Genomic DNA, 17,385 nt, shown 5'->3' on the forward strand with positions numbered 1-17,385 from the left:
TCTACCAACTCCTTCTGGGCTTCGATGAACTGAAGCAAGCCGCTGTCGAATTCTGCATAACTCTTTGTTTACCAAGGAGTTTTCCGTTTCGACTGCGCCGGAAGTGGGGCGAATTATAGACTTCCAGAATCTGCCGTCAACCCTTAATTTCGCTTCTCTATCAATTACTTAGGATTGATTAAAAAACAACCTATATAGGCGCTTTACGCGCTCTATATAGAAGGGAATACTCAGATAACACCCGCTTCTCTTAAAGCAGCCACATTTGCGGGCCCCAGCCCAAGCACACCCTGCAGCACCTGAACCGTGTGCTCTCCTAATAGAGGAGGCGCACTGCGGTACTCCACAGGCGTCTTGGACAGCCGTATCGGACTGGCCACCTGCGGAACCATCCCCGCCAGCGCATGAGGCAACGCCATCGCCAGCCCACGCGCCTTGACCTGCGGATCGGCGAATACCTGCGCCAAGTCATTGATAGGCCCACACGGCACGCCCACTCGCTCCAGCTGCGTCACCCATTCAGCCGTCGTCTTGAAGACCGTAGCTTGGCGAATCAACGGAATCAGCTCCGCACGGTTAGCCACCCGCACCTTATTAGTAGCAAAGCGCGGATCGTCCGCCCACTGCGGCTGCCCAGCCGCCTCAGCGAACTTGCGAAACTGCCCGTCATTACCCACCGTCAGGATGAAGTCACCATCGGCCGTGGGGAAATCCTGATAAGGCACAATATTCGGGTGAGCATTGCCCAGCCGCTTGGGCGACACACCCGTCGTCAGGTAATTCATCGCCTGGTTAGCCAGGCAGGCCACCTGCACGTCCAGCAACGCCATATCAATATGCTGCCCGCCGCCGTCATGGTCCCGGTGCGCCAGCGCTGCCAAGATCGCCACAGTCGAGTAGAGCCCCGTCAAGATGTCCGTCAGCGCCACTCCAACCTTTACCGGCCCAGCGCCATCATCACCCTCAGGCCGACCGGTCAAGCTCATGAGCCCGCCCAACCCCTGAATCATGAAGTCATAGCCCGCGCGCGCCGCGTAGGGCCCGGTCTGACCAAAGCCGGTGATCGAGCAATAGATCAACTCCGGATTGATCTCCTTCAGCGACTCATAGTCCAGCCCATACGCCGCCAGGCCACCCACTTTAAAATTCTCGATCAGGATGTCGGACTTCGCCGCCAGGTCACGCACCAGCTTCTGCCCCTCCGGCCGCGTGAAGTCGATGGTCACCGACTCCTTGTTTCGGTTGGCCGACAGATAATAGGCCGCCTCACTGGTGTTCTCGCCATACGCATCCTTAAGGAAGGGCGGCCCCCAGGCGCGCGTGTCATCGCCATTACCCGGCCGCTCGACCTTGATCACCTCAGCCCCAAGGTCCGCCAGGATTTGCCCGGACCAAGGGCCCGCCAGCACTCTCGATAAATCCAATACCCGCAGATGTGAAAGCGCGCCCATGCCGTGCTCCTATTAATAGAACGCTTGAAGACCGGTTTGCGCACGCCCAAGAATCAGGGCGTGCACGTCATGCGTACCTTCATAGGTGTTAACCACCTCCAGGTTGACCAAGTGACGCGCCACCCCGAACTCATCGGAAATACCGTTGCCACCCAGCATGTCCCGCGCCATACGCGCGATATCCAGGGACTTGCCGCAGGAGTTGCGCTTCATGATCGAAGTAATCTCAACCGCAGCCGTACCTTCATCCTTCATACGCCCCAAGCGCAGGCAGCCTTGCAAGGCCATCGTGATCTCGGTCTGCATATCGGCCAGCTTCTTCTGGATCAGTTGCGTCGCCGCCAATGGACGCCCGAACTGATGACGATCCAGGGTGTACTGGCGAGCGGTGTGCCAGCAGAACTCGGCGGCCCCCAGCGCCCCCCAGGAAATGCCATAGCGCGCCGAGTTAAGGCAGGTGAAAGGCCCTTTCAAGCCACGCACATCCGGAAAGATGTTTTCTTCCGGCACAAACACGTTATCCATGACGATCTCACCGGTAATGGAAGCGCGCAGGCCGACCTTGCCGTGAATCGCCGGAGCACTCAGGCCTTTCCAGCCTTTCTCCAGGACAAAACCACGAATATCACCGGCATCGTCCTTACCCCACACCACAAACACATCGGCGATCGGGCTATTGGTGATCCACATCTTGGCGCCGGTCAGGCTGTAGCCGCCGTCCACCTTACGGGCCCGCGTAATCATCGCGCCTGGGTCGGAGCCGTGATTAGGCTCAGTCAAGCCGAAGCAGCCGATCCACTCGCCAGAGGCCAGCTTCGGCAGGTACTTCTGCTTCTGTGCCTCAGTACCAAATTCATTGATAGGCACCATGACCAGTGATGACTGCACACTCATCATCGAGCGATAGCCGGAGTCGACACGCTCGACCTCACGGGCAATCAGCCCATAGCTGACGTAGTTCAAGCCACTGCCACCGTACTGCTCGGGGATCATCGCGCCCAACAGGCCCGTTTCGCCCATCTCGCGGAAGATCGCAGGGTCGGTCTTTTCATGGCGAAAGGCTTCGAGCACACGCGGCGCCAGCTTGTCCCGGGCGAATTGCTCAGCACTGTCACGCACCATGCGCTCTTCTTCGGTGAGCTGTTGATCCAGCAGCAGTGGATCGATCCAGTTGAAGCTTGCCTTACCAGCCATGAATAAGTCCTCGCGGAAAAAATCAGAAGTCGTGGATGCAGCCTAGGCCGGGCAGTCGCAGAGGGCAAACGAGGTTTCTGCATAGGGTTGTGCTAATTTCTCACTTCGAAACGACTGAGAAGGGCGCAGACGCGCTTTATAAGTGAGTACTACGTACATGCGCAGAAAAATTCCCAGCACCACCGCCCTGGTCAGTTTTGAAGCCGCGGCCCGCCACGAGAGCTTTACCAAGGCGGCGCAGGAGCTTTCCATCACCCAAGGCGCCATCTGTCGACAGATCGCCAGCCTTGAGGAGTTTTTAAGTGTCGAGCTGTTTCGGCGCTCACGGCGCGGAGTAAAGCTGACCGAAGCGGGGTTGTCCTACAGCCGTCGCGTCGCTATGCAGCTGGACGCGGTAGAGCGAGACACCTTGTCAGTAATGGGACAGCAGGGCGCCAGCGTCATCGAGCTCGCCGTGGTGCCAACCTTCGGCACCCAATGGCTGATCCCGCGCCTCAAGGACTTTCAACGCCAGCACCCGGAAGTCACCGTCAATCTCACCAACCGCACGCGCCCGTTTCTATTTGCCGATACCGAATTCGATGCCGCGATCTACTTTGGCGATGCCGACTGGTCTGGGACCGAGTCCCATCGGCTGATGGGGGAAAACCCGGTTCCGGTGTGCAGTCCGCGATTACTGGGCACCCGCACCCACTTCAGCCCCCAAGAGATCGCAGAACTGCCGCTGCTGCAGCAAACCACACGGCCTTACGCCTGGCGCCAATGGTTCAACGCGCAACAACTGAACATACCCCGCGACATGACAGGCCCGCGTTACGAGCTATTCTCGATGTTGTCTCAGGCCGCCATGCATGACATGGGGATCGCGCTGATACCGCCGTTCCTTATCCAGCGCGAGCTGGAGGAGAACCAACTGATGATCGCAAGCCCAGAGGCGCTGAGCAGTTCGAAGGCCTACTACTTGATGATTCCCGAGAGAAAAGTCGAATCTGCATCGCTGCACGCATTCAGAGACTGGTTGATTGATCAGTCGCAGCGCTATAGCCCCAGCGTTTAAAGGAAAAAACCGAGCCGCTGACTTTGTAGTCAGATAATTATTGGCACTACAGATATACGTATATGTCGCATTTAAGCAGACTGTACTTCTCTGCAATAGGTAAGGCTCAAGGCCATGATTCACTTGGCTTGTAGCGACTATCACTGGCCAATGCCCGACTATTCACAACCACGATTGTAAAACATACGTAAACCGCCTAAATCCCTTTAAATACTTGTATTTAAAGAGGTTATTTCGAGGCGTTGCGACAATCAGTCACAGGGTGACTTGTAGTTAATTTTTCGTCACCCGTCATAATCCCTTGAAGGCCGTAAAGTTCGCCTGCAAAATGCCGCGCCCCGCTGTCATTTCAGCGGGATCGTGCTGATCGGCCGCCCCAGTTGCGCCACTCACGGTGCACTGGCCTTTTTACAAAAAGATCAAAAGCAAAAAGATCATGCAGGAGATTTGACGTGCACATTGGTGTTCCTCTCGAAACCCAGACCGGTGAAACGCGGGTGGCTGCCACCCCGGAAACCATCAAGAAGCTGATCGGCCAGGGCCATAAGGTCACTGTTCAAAGCGGCGCAGGCGTTAATGCCAGCGTCGTCGACAGTGCCTACGAAGCGGCAGGCGCAACCATTGGCAGTGCCAGCGAGGCGTTTGGCGCCGAGCTGATTCTCAAGGTGGTCGCCCCCAGCGACAACGAACTGGGGCTGATCAAAAGCGGCACCGTCGTTGTAGGCATGCTCAATCCGTTCAGCAACGAAACCATTGCCAAGCTGGCCGAGCGCGGCATCACTGCCTTCGCGCTGGAAGCTGCGCCGCGCACCTCACGGGCCCAGAGCCTTGATGTGCTGTCGTCGCAAGCCAACATCGCCGGCTACAAAGCAGTGCTGCTTGCAGCCCATCACTACCCGCGCTTCATGCCGATGCTGATGACGGCTGCTGGCACCGTGAAAGCTGCCCGCGTGCTGATCCTCGGCGCTGGCGTCGCAGGTCTTCAGGCCATCGCCACGGCGAAACGCCTGGGTGCGGTGATCGAAGCGTCCGACGTGCGCCCAGCGGTGAAAGAGCAGATCGAATCCCTCGGCGCCAAGTTCGTCGACGTGCCGTACGAAACCGATGAAGAGCGCGAATGCGCCGTCGGTGTTGGCGGTTACGCACGCCCGATGCCAAGCAGTTGGATGCAGCGCCAGGCCCTGGCCGTGCACGAGCGCGCCAAGCAGGCCGACATCGTCATCACCACCGCGTTGATCCCGGGCCGCAAGGCGCCGACTCTGCTCAGCGCCGAAACCGTCGCACACATGAAGCCAGGCTCGGTGGTCATCGACCTCGCCGCCGCCCAAGGTGGTAACTGCCCGCTGACCGTGGCCGATCAGGTCGTCGTGGCAAACGGCGTGACCATCTGTGGCCCGACCAACTTGGCCGGTGCCGTCGCTGCCGACGCTTCAGCTTTGTATGCACGCAACCTGCTGGACTTCCTGAAGCTGGTCTTCAACAAGGAAGGGCAGTTTGAAATCAACCTCGAAGACGACATCGTCGCCGCGTGCCTGATGTGCCGCGACGGCCAAGTCATCCGCAAAAACGCCTAAGCAGGGATTCAGACGATGGAAGAGCTTATCTCCCCCGGTATCTACAACCTGATCATCTTTGTGCTGGCGATTTATGTCGGTTACCACGTGGTCTGGAACGTGACACCTGCGCTGCACACGCCATTGATGGCGGTGACGAACGCAATCTCAGCAATTGTGATCGTCGGCGCCATGCTGGCTGCAGCGCTCACCGTTACACCATTGGGCAAGACCATGGGCACCCTGGCCGTGGCCTTGGCGGCAGTTAATGTGTTCGGCGGTTTTTTGGTAACCCGCAGAATGCTGGAAATGTTCAAGAAGAAAGCCCCGAAAGTAAAAGCAGAGGCGCCATCGTCATGAGCATGAATCTGGTCACGACGCTCTACTTGATCGCGTCGATTTGCTTTATCCAGGCCCTCAAAGGCCTGTCGCACCCAACTACCTCGCGGCGCGGCAACCTGTTCGGCATGCTCGGCATGGCGCTGGCGGTGCTGACCACCGTGGGCCTCATCTATAAGCTTGGGGCTGAACTGGCCACCGCCGGTATCGGCTACGTGATCGTCGGCCTGCTGATCGGCGGCACCGCCGGTTCGATCATGGCCAAGCGCGTAGAAATGACCAAAATGCCTGAGCTGGTCGCGTTCATGCACAGCATGATCGGCTTGGCCGCAGTATTTATCGCCATCGCCGCCGTGGTCGAGCCGCAATCGCTGGGCATCGTCAAGCACCTGGGCGACTCGATCCCTGCCGGCAACCGCCTGGAACTGTTCCTCGGTGCAGCCATCGGCGCAATTACCTTCTCCGGTTCGGTAATCGCGTTCGGCAAACTCTCGGGCAAGTACAAGTTCCGCCTGTTCCAAGGCGCACCGGTGCAGTTCGGCGGCCAGCACAAGCTAAACCTGGTGCTCGGCCTGGCCACCCTCGGCCTCGGCCTGGCGTTCATGTTCACCGGCAACCTTAGTGCCTTCGCATTGATGCTGGCCCTGGCGTTCGTGCTCGGTGTGCTGATCATCATCCCGATTGGCGGCGCCGACATGCCGGTAGTCGTGTCGATGCTCAACAGCTACTCCGGCTGGGCAGCGGCGGGTATCGGCTTCTCGCTGAACAACTCGATGCTGATCATCGCCGGCTCCCTGGTGGGCTCCAGCGGCGCGATTCTGTCGTACATCATGTGCAAGGCGATGAACCGCTCCTTCTTTAATGTGCTGCTCGGCGGTTTCGGCAACACAGCGGATGCAGCCGGCCCGGCGGGCTCTAAAGAAGCGCGCCCGGTGAAGTCCGGCTCCGCCGACGACGCTACCTTCCTGCTGACCAACGCCGACACCGTGATCATCGTGCCGGGCTATGGCTTGGCGGTGGCACGCGCGCAACATGCGCTTAAAGAGCTGACCGAGAAGCTGACCCACCGCGGCGTCACCGTGAAGTACGCGATCCACCCGGTGGCGGGGCGCATGCCTGGCCATATGAACGTGCTGCTGGCTGAGGCGGAAGTGCCTTACGACCAGGTGTTTGAGATGGAAGACATCAACTCCGAATTCGGCCAGGCTGATGTGGTGCTGGTGCTGGGCGCGAACGACGTGGTCAACCCGGCCGCCAAAAACGACCCTAAATCACCCATCGCCGGCATGCCGATCCTGGAAGCATTCAAAGCCAAGACCATCATCGTCAACAAGCGCTCGATGGCCAGCGGCTATGCAGGCCTGGACAACGAGTTGTTCTACCTGGACAAGACCATGATGGTCTTCGGTGATGCGAAGAAGGTCATCGAAGACATGGTCAAGGCCGTCGAATAACACTGCGCTAGCGCAATACCCGAAACCCTGGCCTCCAGTAGGCTGGGGTTTTTTCGTTCCACTGCTCTGCGTGGGAATGCAGCCAGGGATGCTCTGCGTCCCGCTCTGCACACTCACATGAAACCCGACCAAAGGCTCTAAATCGCCGCCTGGCATTCGACCATGGTAGCGGGCCGAATTTTTTTGAAATCACTACACTGCCCACCTTGCTTCCGTAGCCTGAGATAACAATTCATGTACCGTGATCGTATCCGCTTGCCTTCGTTGTTGAACAAGGTCATGAGCGCGGCAGACGCCGCTGCACTGATCGAGGACGGCATGACCGTCGGCATGAGCGGCTTCACCCGAGCCGGTGAAGCCAAGGCCGTCCCTCACGCACTTGCCGAACGCGCCAAGACTTCGCCGCTGAAAATCACCCTGATGACCGGCGCCAGCCTGGGCAATGACCTGGACAAGCAACTGACCGAAGCCGGCGTGCTGTCCCGCCGCATGCCATTCCAAGTGGACAGCACCCTGCGCCGCGCGATCAACGCCGGCGAGGTGATGTTTATCGACCAGCATCTGTCGGAAACCGTCGAGCAACTGCGTAACAACCAGCTCAAGCTGCCGGACATCGCCGTCATCGAAGCCGTCGCAATCACCGAACAAGGCCATATCGTGCCGACCACCTCCGTGGGCAACTCGGCCAGTTTCGCGATTTTCGCCAAGCAAGTGATCGTCGAGATCAACCTCGCGCACAACCCGAACCTGGAAGGGCTGCACGACATCTATATCCCGACCTACCGGCCGACCCGTACGCCGATTCCGCTGGTCAAGGTCGACGACCGCATTGGCAGCACCGCGATTCCGATCCCGCCCGAGAAGATCGTCGCCATCGTGATCACCAACCAGGCTGACTCAGCCTCCACCGTGACGCCGCCAGACGCCGACACCCAAGGCATCGCCAATCACCTGATCAACTTTCTCAAGCAGGAAGTGGACGCCGGGCGCATGACTAACAAGCTCGGCCCGCTGCAGGCCGGTATCGGCAACATTGCCAACGCAGTGATGTGCGGCTTGCTCGATTCGCCGTTCGAAGACCTGACCATGTATTCGGAAGTGCTGCAGGACTCGACGTTCGACCTGATCGACGCAGGCAAGCTGAGCTTCGCCTCGGGCAGCTCGATTACCTTGTCGGAACGGCGCAATGCCGATGTGTTCGGCAACCTGGAACACTACAAGGACAAGCTAGTACTACGCCCGCAGGAAATCTCTAACCACCCTGAAGTCGTGCGGCGTCTGGGGATCATCGCTATCAACACCGCGCTGGAGTTTGATATCTACGGCAACGTCAACTCCACCCACATCTGCGGCACGCGGATGATGAACGGCATTGGGGGCTCCGGGGACTTCGCACGCAATGCGCACCTGGCGATCTTCGTCACCAAGTCGATTGCCAAGGGCGGCGCGATTTCCAGCGTGGTGCCGATGGTCAGCCATGTGGACCACACTGAGCACGACGTGGACATCCTAGTGACTGAGGTTGGCCTTGCCGATCTGCGTGGCCTGGCACCGCGTGAGCGTGCCCGGGTGATCATCGACAACTGTGTGCACCCGGCGTACCGCGATGCGCTGAACAGTTACTTCAACGCCGCCTGCGCTATCGGCGGGCATACCCCGCATATCCTGCGTGAAGCACTGAGCTGGCACATTAACCTGGAAGAAACCGGGCATATGCTCAAGGCCTGATTGATACAGATTCGGGCTGATGCAAAGACAGTTGCATCAGCCCGAAGGCATACCCGTCACTTCTGTAAAAAACTGTACTGCTGTACTGGTCTTTTCCTACATGCATATCCCATAACTTCGGCCGAAACCGTCCATTTCGCACCGTTTAAGTGCAGACAGGTACAGTTACCCCGTTTCCGTACAGTACAGCCGCTATAAACAGTTAACTGGCCCCTCACAATACAGGTGAACTGTATCTAGTGAGTCTTGCGTCGGAGGAGGATCATTGGCATCAGTTAAACCACTACCTAATCCCGCCACAAGCGGAAGGATGTCACCATGGAACGTACACTCAGTTCCGATCTGTTCTTCGAAGAAAAAGCTGTAAACACCCAGGCTTCCCTGCCTTTGCGCGTTCTCGCTAACCTGATGTTGTGGCAGCGCCGCATTTCCAGCCGCCACCAATTGGCTCGTCTGGACTCGCGTCTGCTGGCTGACGCCGGTATCAGCGAAGCTCAACGCTACGAAGAGCTGAGCAAGCCGTTCTGGCGCTAATTGGCGCCCGCTGGCCCTGACCCACCGGGTCCACCGCCAGCACTCTGATTTGTCAAAATAAAGCCCGCCCCGGGAAACCGGAGGCGGGCTTTGTTGTTTCTGGGATTCAGCTTTTTTCACCGCTGAACAGAAGGCTTACGCAGCAACCAGTACAGTTCAAAAAATACTACAGTTAAGCGGTACAATTTAACCTTGGTGTATCTGTATCGGTAGAAATGAGGCGCCCAACATGGAGCTCCAAGACCTCATGAAAGGCTCCAGCCATGAACACGCAACGCTCGTCCTTTAAACAGCTGCTCGTTCGCACCGCCAGTGCATTGGCCAGATGGGCGCGACAGGCCCATGAGCGGCATCAACTGGCTCAGCTTGACCCGCGCGAACTCTCAGACGCGGGCATCAGCCAGGGCGACCGAATCGCCGAGCTGTCCAAGCCGTTCTGGCGTGAATAGACACCCGCGGGACTTTCCGAACAGATAAACGGCAGCTTAAGATCCCACTAATACGTGGCGAACCTTGTAGAACCGGCGTCTGATGCTCAATCGCAACACTGTCGGTTTCACAGTGGCCGCTTTGCGCCGCTTTATTTGTTCATCTACAGGAGTCACTCCATGTCCCGTCTTCGCCTGCTCAGTGCCGCCGCCCTGTTGGCCGTGGCTGCCAATGCCAACGCAAGCAGCTTCATCGTGACCACCGATTCAATCGTCGGCGCGCTGAAAGCCACCTCCGACGCCAGCTCGGATGCCACCTCCTCACTGCGTGACAATAAAGTCGTGCAGGCCGCGCGTGACGACGCCGCCAGCTTTGTCGCCAGCGAAGGCGCCATCCGCGGTGTGAAACTGGAGAGCGCCCTGGCGCAGATCCGCCAACAGGCACCCCAACTCAATACCGCTACTGACGCACAGCTGGCCCAAGCGATCCTGGCCATCTGACCAAGGTAAATGCAAGAGGGCGCCAGCCGCTACCAAATGTGTCAGCGCTGGCTCTCGCCCGGGCATTGCGCTAGCCTTGGCGCTCGCTTTCAGTTGTCGAGTCCCATGGTTTTTTCATACCGCTTGTTGATCGTTCCCGTGTTGTTTTCCGCCTGTTGGTCGCCATCGGTGTTTGCCTTTGATGTGACCACCCAGAGCACCGTCATCAGTGCGTATGCCACCAGCAAGGTGACCTCCGCACCTTTTGACAGAAAGTTGATAGTGGCCGCCCAGGATGACGCTGCCGCTTTTATCGCCACTGACGGCCAATGGCGGGGCGCTCTTCTGGAATCTGCGCTGGATTATCTGCGCCGCACCCAGCCAAAACTTAACGCCAGCGACCTTGAACTGGCGCAAGCAATTCTCGTCCAATAATCATCTTTGTATTTCGGAGTTTTTCCATGCGTAGTCCGCTGATCGCCGCCGCTCTCGGCTTGCTGTTGTTGGCCGATGTTGCCCACGCGCAAACCCTGAAGGCCACCAGTAACATCATCGTGCGTGCATCGGCCCGCACCATTGACTTCACCTCGGACACCACCACGTCTATCCGTGATTCCAAAATCGTGCGCGAAGCCCACGATGACGCCGCCAGCTTCGTCGCCACCAACGGCGAGATCCGCGGCGCACAGCTCGAAGCTGCCTTCGACACCCTGCGAACCCGCGTGCCGCAAGCCCGCGACGCCAGTGACCAGACCCTCGCCGAAGCCATTCTCGCTCTGTGAGGCGCCTAGTCGCCTGGCTATTGGCTGGGACTGTGCTGCTCTGTGCAAGCGCAGCTCAGGCCGGCCTGCAACTGCGGCTCAAGACCGATGGCTTGAGCCCGGCCGAACAGCAGGCCAGCCAGGCATTGCTCGATGAAGCGATGCGCGCCTTGCCGCCGCGTTTTATCGAGCAGTTGGACCGGCGCATTGATGTCGGCTGGACCGACAAAATGCCTGAAAACGCGTACGGCCAGGCCTCACTGGTGTCCGAACTGGACCTCAACCAGAACCTGCTCGCCAGCCTGACCGACGGCAGCGCCGCCACCCAGAAGACCAACCGCCCCCACGGCACCGTGCGCCGCGAAATGCTCGCCACCGTGCTGCATGAACTGACCCACATCTATGACCGTGCGCGCCTGTGGTCCAAAGACGAGCGCACACTGATCCGTCGCTGCAGCCGCCAGAACAACATCACCGGCCTGATCGGCCTGACCGATCAATGCCGCGGCCAGAATGACCGCCGCTTTACCCTAAGTGACGACCCGCGCCTGCTGGACCTTGCCGGCTGGCCGCAATACGTTGGCCGTCGCGGCGAACGTGAACAAAACAACCATCAAGTCGCCCGCAGCCCAGATATCTACGAAACCACCAGCCCGCTGGAGTTCGTGGCGGTCAACATGGAGTACTTCCTCCTAGACCCAAGCTACGCCTGCCGCCGCCCCTCGCTGTTCCGCTATTACAAGGAACACTTCGGCTGGGCGCCGCCTGAGCAAGAAACCTGCGCCCAAACCTTTGCGTTCCTCAACGCAGGCAACGATTTCGCCAAGACGCCGCTGGGCCAGGTCGACCCGGAGCGGGTGTATGAAATCGACTACCTGCTCGCCGAAGCCAACCAGAACCTGGTCAGCCGCTGGGGCCACAGTATGTTGCGCCTGGTGATCTGCGCGCCCGGACGCCCACGCGGCCCGGATTGTAGGCTGGACCTGGACCAACACCTGGTGTTGTCCTACCGCGCCTTCGTCGGTGACGTACAACTATCAAGCTGGGATGGACTGGTGGGTAAGTACCCGTCGCGACTGTTCGTGCTGCCGCTGGCCCAAGTGATCGACGAATACACCAAAACTGAGCTTCGCGGCCTGGCATCTGTTCCGCTCAAACTTACGCGTCAAGAGATCAACGACACCGTCGAGCACGCCGCCGAAATGCATTGGAGCTACGACGGCAACTACTTCTTCATTTCCAACAACTGTGCGGTAGAGAGCCTGAAGCTGTTACGCAGCGGCAGCGCCAACCCCCAATTGACCGGCCTGGACAACATCACCCCCAACGGCTTGCTGGAAGTTCTCAGCGCGCGCGGCCTGGCTGACACCAGTGTACTCAACGACAAACGCGAGGCGTTGCGCCTGGGTTACCACTTCGACTCGTTCCGCGAGCGCTACCAGGCGATGTTCGATGTGCTGCGCAAACACTTGCCGATCAAACAGACTCAGGTCGAAGACTGGCTGGCCCTCAGTGCCGAAGAGCGCCGCCAATGGTTCAGCCAGGCCGACCTGCGCACCAGCGCAGCACTGTTGCTGCTGGAACAGGCCAGCTATCGCAGGCAACTGATGTTGGCCCAGGACGAAGTCAAACAACGCTACCTGGGTGCTCGCGAGCTGAAAAACGGTGGCATGGAAAAAGCCAACAACACGCTGCAACAAATCCTCGCCAACAGCGGCTTCCTCAGCCGCCCGGCGGAACTGCTTGGCAGTGGCGGCTACGGCCTGCCGCAACCGTCGGAATCCAAACGCCTGGAATCGGAAAGCGCCGAACGCCAGAAGCAGCTGCAATCCTTGACCGGCGAACTGGATAAAGAGGTGAGGGTGCTGCTGGAGCCTTCCCGCGCCGCCGAGATTGCCGCCTCCGAAGCCAACCTCAAGCAGGTGGGCGAGCACCTGCGGGCGCTGCACAAAGCGGCCGGGGGCCTTGAGCTTCCCTGATTCGCCAGATACAAGCTGACTCTTCCTACATAAAAACAGGATAAGCCTCTCATCATCTGATTACACAGCGAAAGCTGGCTGAAAGCTTCCACGTCTAGGATCGCCCCACTGCCGGCAACAGACCGGCTGCTAACAACAACAATGGTGATTCCTGATGTCCGCTCGTAACCGCCTGTCCGCCCCCATTCCAACCGTACGCTACGTGCCTTTCGTACTGCGCTGACCCCACTCGGTTCGCCATTTCCTAGCCGCGCTACGCCTGGAGTATTCCTATGCTGACCTTCCTTGGCTTTGCCATGGTCATCACGTTCATGTTCCTGATCATGACCAAGCGCCTGTCTGCGCTGATTGCCTTGATCATCGTGCCGATCCTGTTCGCCCTGTTTGGTGGTTTTGCACCCGAAATCGGCCCAATGATGCTTGCGGGCATCACCAAACTTGCGCCGACCGGCGTGATGCTGATGTTCGCCATTCTTTACTTTGCCCTGATGATCGACTCCGGCCTGTTCGACCCGGCCGTGCGCAAGATCCTCAAGATGGTCAAGGGCGACCCGCTGAAAGTGTCGGTCGGCACCGCCGTGCTGGCTCTGGTGGTGTCCCTCGACGGTGACGGCGCCACCACCTACATGATCTGCGTCGCCGCCATGCTGCCGCTGTATCAGCGCATCGGCATGAGCCCGCGGATCATGGCCGGCCTGATCATCCTCGCCGGCGGCGTGATGAACATGACCCCGTGGGGTGGCCCCACCGCCCGCGCCGCCAGTGCGCTGCATGTGGACCCCTCAGATATTTTCGTACCGATGATCCCGGCCATGGCCGTCGGCGTGGTGGCGATCCTGGTGATCGCCTACATGTACGGCAAGCGCGAACGTGCGCGCCTGGGTGAACTGCACCTGCAAGGTGATGAAATCGACCACAGCGAGATCAGCGTTTCGCAATTCCCGGACGCCCGCCGTCCGAAGCTGATCTGGTTCAACGGTGCCCTGACCTTCGCCCTGATGTGCACCCTGATCGCCGGCCTCTTGCCGCTGCCGGTGCTGTTCATGGTGGCGTTCAGTATTACGATGATCGTCAACTACCCGTGCCTGCAACAGCAGAAAGACCGCGTCGCCGCCCACGCAGGCAGCGTACTGGCGGTGGTGGGGCTGATCTTCGCCGCCGGTATCTTCACCGGCATCCTGTCGGGCACCGGCATGGTCGACGCCATGTCCAAAAGCCTGCTGGCGGTCATTCCGGAAGCCATGGGCCCTTACCTGGCGGTGATCACCGCGCTGGTCAGCATGCCGTTTACCTTCTTCATGTCCAACGATGCGTTCTACTACGGCGTACTGCCCGTACTCGCCGAAGCCGCCAGCCACTACGGCATCACCGCCGTGGAAATGGCTCGCGCGTCCATCGTCGGCCAACCCGTGCATTTGCTCAGCCCGCTGGTACCCTCGACGTACCTGCTGGTAGCCCTGGCCGGTATCGAATTTGGCGACCACCAACGCTTTACCCTCAAGTGGGCAGTGCTGGTATGCCTTTGCATAATGTTCGCTGCTTTGCTGATGGGGATTTTTCCGCTGTTCAGCACTCTATAGTCGTACCCGCTCAACCGCGCGGCGCTGCAGCTTGCGCGGTTTAACATTTGCTTAAAGGAATACACATGGAATGGCTGACCAATCCGGAAATCTGGATTGCCTTTTTCACCCTGACGGCCCTCGAGATCGTCCTGGGCATCGATAACATCATCATGATTTCGATCCTGGTCAGCCGCATGCCCAAGCATATGCAGGCGCGCACTCGGATCTTCGGCCTGGCCCTGGCCATGGTCACGCGAATCCTGTTGCTGCTGTCGATCACCTGGGTCATGCAACTGACCGCCGACCTGTTCGTGGTCTTCGGCCAAGGCATTTCCGGTCGCGACCTGATCCTGTTCTTCGGTGGCCTGTTCCTGCTGTGGAAAAGCTCCCAGGAGATGTACCACGCGCTGGAAGGTGAAGACGAAACCCACGACGAACCAGGCGGCAAGGGTGGCAAATTCATCTACACCATCATCCAGATCGCGATCATCGACATCGTGTTCTCCCTGGACTCGGTGATCACTGCGGTCGGCATGGTTTCCCACGTGCCCGTCATGATCGCGGCGATCGTGGTGGCCGTACTGGTGATGATGCTGGCGGCTGGCACCATCAGCGAATTCATCGACAAGCACCCGTCGCTGAAAATGCTCGCACTGTCGTTCCTGCTGGTCGTGGGTACGGTGTTGATCGCCGAATCCTTCGGTGTGCACGTGCCAAAAGGCTACGTCTACTTCGCCATGGCGTTCTCGCTGGCGGTGGAAGCGGTCAACATCAAGATGCGCACCGCCATCGCGAAAAACAGGAAACAGCAGGATCCGGTGAAACTGCGCAAGGACATTCCGGGTCAGTAACACACACCCGCTGCTGAAATGGGGCGTTCGCGCCCCATGATCATTCCCACGCTCTGCGTGGGTATGTCGCCTACGGAGACGCTCCGCGTCCTACCCTCAACGCGACGCAGAGCGTCACGGGATGCATTTCCACGCAGAGCGTGGGAACGATCTTCATGACAGTTTTATTTCAAACCCTACTTTAGCTATGCGATGCTGGCGCGCAGCCCATTCGCCAACTACAGCTTAAGTACAAGACGTAGAGCGGCACGCGGCAATTCTTATTTGCTCTTTTTGAGCTAAACCACACGGGGGGCCGAGCATGCTGACCTTGCTCAATCTGCTTTCCGCCGTGACCCTGCTTATTTGGGGCACGCACATCGTTCGTACCGGCATCTTGCGGGTCTACGGTTCCAACTTGCGCCAAGTCATCGGGCAGAACATGTCCAAGCGATGGCTGGCGTTTATCGCCGGTATCCTGGTGACGGCCATGGTGCAGAGCAGCAACGCCACGGCGATGCTGGTCACCTCATTTGTAGGCCAAGGCCTGATGGGGCTGATGCCCGCCCTGGCGACCATGCTCGGCGCCGACGTCGGTACGGCGTTGATGGCGAGGGTGCTGACGTTTGACCTGTCCTGGCTGTCGCCGCTGCTGATCTTTCTGGGGGTGATTTTCTTCCTGTCGCGCAAACAGACGCGGGCCGGGCAGATGGGCCGCGTCGGGATCGGCCTGGGCCTGATCATTCTGGCCCTGCAGTTGATCGTCGAAGCCGCCGGGCCGATTACCCATGCCCAAGGCGTCAAAGTGCTGTTCGCCTCGCTGACCGGCGACATCTTGTTGGATGCCTTGGTCGGCGCACTCTTCGCCATGATTTCCTACTCCAGCCTGGCCGCCGTGTTGCTCACGGCAACCCTGGCCGGCGCCGGCGTGATCGGCCTGCACGTGGCGATCGGCCTGGTGATCGGCGCCAATATCGGCAGTGGCGTGCTGGCTTTCCTCAGCACCAGCATGCAGAACGCAGCCGGTCGGCAAGTGGCACTGGGCAGCCTGCTGTACAAACTGATTGGCTTGCTGTTGATCATTCCGGTACTCGACCCGCTTGTCGGCTGGATGGACGGTCTGGACTACAGCGCCCAAGGCATGGTCATTACCTTCCACCTGCTCTACAACGTCAGCCGCTGTCTGATCCTGTTGCCGACCATCGGGCCGATGTCACGCCTGTGCGCCTGGTTGCTGCCGGAACAAGCCGAGACCAACGGCAAAGCCAAACCACGCCACCTCGACCTTGCGGCACTCGCCACCCCAAGCCTGGCCCTCGCCAACGCTGCCCGCGAAACCCTGCGCCTGGGTGACCTGATCGACAACATGCTCACCGCGATGCTCGAAGTGTTGCGCGGCAAGCAGACCGCCATCACCCAGGAAATGCGCAGCCTCAGTGATGACGTCGAGGCGCTGTACAGTGCGATCAAACTTTACTTGGCGCAAATGCCCCGCGAAGACCTCAGCGAACAAGACAGCCGCCGCTGGGCCGAGATCATCGAACTGTCGATCAACCTGAAACTGGCCGGTGACCTGATCGAACGCATGCTGCGCAAGGTCCAGCAGCAGAAAACCTCGCAGCGCCGGCAGTTCTCCGAAGTGGGCCTGGAAGAGCTGGCGGGCCTGCATACTCAGCTGATTGCCAACCTGCGCCTGGGCCTGTCGGTGTTCCTCAGCGCCGACCCGGAAAGCGCCCGCCAATTGCTGCGCGAGAAGCGCCGCTTCCGCGCACAGGAACGGCGCCTGGCCCACGCGCATGTCAGCCGTCTGCAACGCAAAATCGTACAGAGCCTGGAAACCAGCTCCTTGCACCTGGAGCTGATTGCCGACATGAAACGCCTCAACTCGCTATTCTGCAGCAGCGCCTATGTGGTGCTCGAAACATCCGACACCGGCGCGCTCTCCGCCGAAGATATCGCCGACATCACCCATTCACCCTGAACGTAAGACGGCGAGTGAAGTCAGTTAACAGTGGACCCCACTCGCCAGGAAGCT

General features: G+C 59.3%; 16 protein-coding genes. 14 read left to right on the forward strand and 2 right to left on the reverse strand.

The window, feature by feature from the left end:
• Positions 1–230: 230 nt before the first annotated feature.
• Positions 231–1,451, reverse strand: a complete 1,221-nt coding sequence (locus tag ACI77I_RS13075; RefSeq protein ID WP_094949637.1) for a CaiB/BaiF CoA-transferase family protein — start codon at positions 1,449–1,451, stop codon at positions 231–233.
• 12 nt (positions 1,452–1,463) lie between these two features.
• Positions 1,464–2,645: an acyl-CoA dehydrogenase gene (locus ACI77I_RS13080; protein WP_406997739.1), complete on the reverse strand. Its 1,182-nt coding sequence runs from the start codon at positions 2,643–2,645 to the stop codon at positions 1,464–1,466.
• Positions 2,646–2,802: 157 nt separating this feature from the next.
• Here ACI77I_RS13080 and ACI77I_RS13085 point away from each other — a divergent pair, with 157 nt between their 5' ends.
• The 14 genes from ACI77I_RS13085 to ACI77I_RS13150 all read left to right on the forward strand — a co-directional run bounded on the left by ACI77I_RS13085 (position 2,803) and on the right by ACI77I_RS13150 (position 17,331).
• Complete coding sequence (locus tag ACI77I_RS13085; RefSeq protein ID WP_094949639.1) at positions 2,803–3,702, forward strand: LysR family transcriptional regulator; 900 nt, start codon at positions 2,803–2,805, stop codon at positions 3,700–3,702.
• A 452-nt stretch (positions 3,703–4,154) separates the two neighbouring features.
• A complete protein-coding gene (locus ACI77I_RS13090; RefSeq protein WP_094949640.1) occupies positions 4,155–5,276 on the forward strand; it encodes a Re/Si-specific NAD(P)(+) transhydrogenase subunit alpha in 1,122 nt (373 codons plus the stop codon).
• Between the two features lie 15 nt (positions 5,277–5,291).
• The gene (locus tag ACI77I_RS13095; protein ID WP_094949641.1) at positions 5,292–5,615 is read left to right on the forward strand and encodes an NAD(P) transhydrogenase subunit alpha; all 324 of its coding nucleotides are present in this window, start codon (positions 5,292–5,294) and stop codon (positions 5,613–5,615) included.
• Positions 5,612–7,048 carry an NAD(P)(+) transhydrogenase (Re/Si-specific) subunit beta gene (locus ACI77I_RS13100; protein WP_242153730.1) on the forward strand — a complete coding sequence of 479 codons (1,437 nt, stop codon included), beginning with the start codon at positions 5,612–5,614 and terminating at the stop codon, positions 7,046–7,048. The genes ACI77I_RS13095 and ACI77I_RS13100 overlap by 4 nt, the downstream gene beginning before the upstream one ends.
• A gap of 234 nt (positions 7,049–7,282) precedes the next feature.
• Positions 7,283–8,776, forward strand: coding sequence for an acetyl-CoA hydrolase/transferase family protein (locus ACI77I_RS13105; RefSeq protein WP_094949643.1), 1,494 nt, complete (start codon positions 7,283–7,285; stop codon positions 8,774–8,776).
• Between the two features lie 318 nt (positions 8,777–9,094).
• Entirely contained in the window at positions 9,095–9,310 is a 216-nt protein-coding gene (locus ACI77I_RS13110) for a DUF1127 domain-containing protein (protein WP_003214752.1), read from the forward strand.
• Between the two features lie 263 nt (positions 9,311–9,573).
• Complete coding sequence (locus ACI77I_RS13115; protein WP_242153728.1) at positions 9,574–9,759, forward strand: DUF1127 domain-containing protein; 186 nt, start codon at positions 9,574–9,576, stop codon at positions 9,757–9,759.
• Positions 9,760–9,918: 159 nt separating this feature from the next.
• Positions 9,919–10,239: a DUF2388 domain-containing protein gene (locus tag ACI77I_RS13120; RefSeq protein WP_094949645.1), complete on the forward strand. Its 321-nt coding sequence runs from the start codon at positions 9,919–9,921 to the stop codon at positions 10,237–10,239.
• A gap of 105 nt (positions 10,240–10,344) precedes the next feature.
• Complete coding sequence (locus tag ACI77I_RS13125; protein ID WP_406997778.1) at positions 10,345–10,653, forward strand: DUF2388 domain-containing protein; 309 nt, start codon at positions 10,345–10,347, stop codon at positions 10,651–10,653.
• Between the two features lie 26 nt (positions 10,654–10,679).
• Entirely contained in the window at positions 10,680–11,000 is a 321-nt protein-coding gene (locus tag ACI77I_RS13130) for a DUF2388 domain-containing protein (protein WP_094949647.1), read from the forward strand.
• The gene (locus tag ACI77I_RS13135; protein WP_094949648.1) at positions 10,997–12,958 is read left to right on the forward strand and encodes a DUF4105 domain-containing protein; all 1,962 of its coding nucleotides are present in this window, start codon (positions 10,997–10,999) and stop codon (positions 12,956–12,958) included. The genes ACI77I_RS13130 and ACI77I_RS13135 overlap by 4 nt, the downstream gene beginning before the upstream one ends.
• A gap of 272 nt (positions 12,959–13,230) precedes the next feature.
• Entirely contained in the window at positions 13,231–14,538 is a 1,308-nt protein-coding gene (locus ACI77I_RS13140; RefSeq protein WP_406997740.1) for a CitMHS family transporter, read from the forward strand.
• Positions 14,539–14,603: 65 nt separating this feature from the next.
• Entirely contained in the window at positions 14,604–15,371 is a 768-nt protein-coding gene (locus ACI77I_RS13145) for a TerC family protein (RefSeq protein WP_094949650.1), read from the forward strand.
• A 301-nt stretch (positions 15,372–15,672) separates the two neighbouring features.
• Complete coding sequence (locus tag ACI77I_RS13150) at positions 15,673–17,331, forward strand: Na/Pi cotransporter family protein (protein WP_094949651.1); 1,659 nt, start codon at positions 15,673–15,675, stop codon at positions 17,329–17,331.
• Positions 17,332–17,385 lie beyond the last annotated feature (54 nt).

It is taken from the genome of Pseudomonas sp. D47 (genome assembly GCF_045447305.1).
GTDB lineage: Bacteria > Pseudomonadota > Gammaproteobacteria > Pseudomonadales > Pseudomonadaceae > Aquipseudomonas.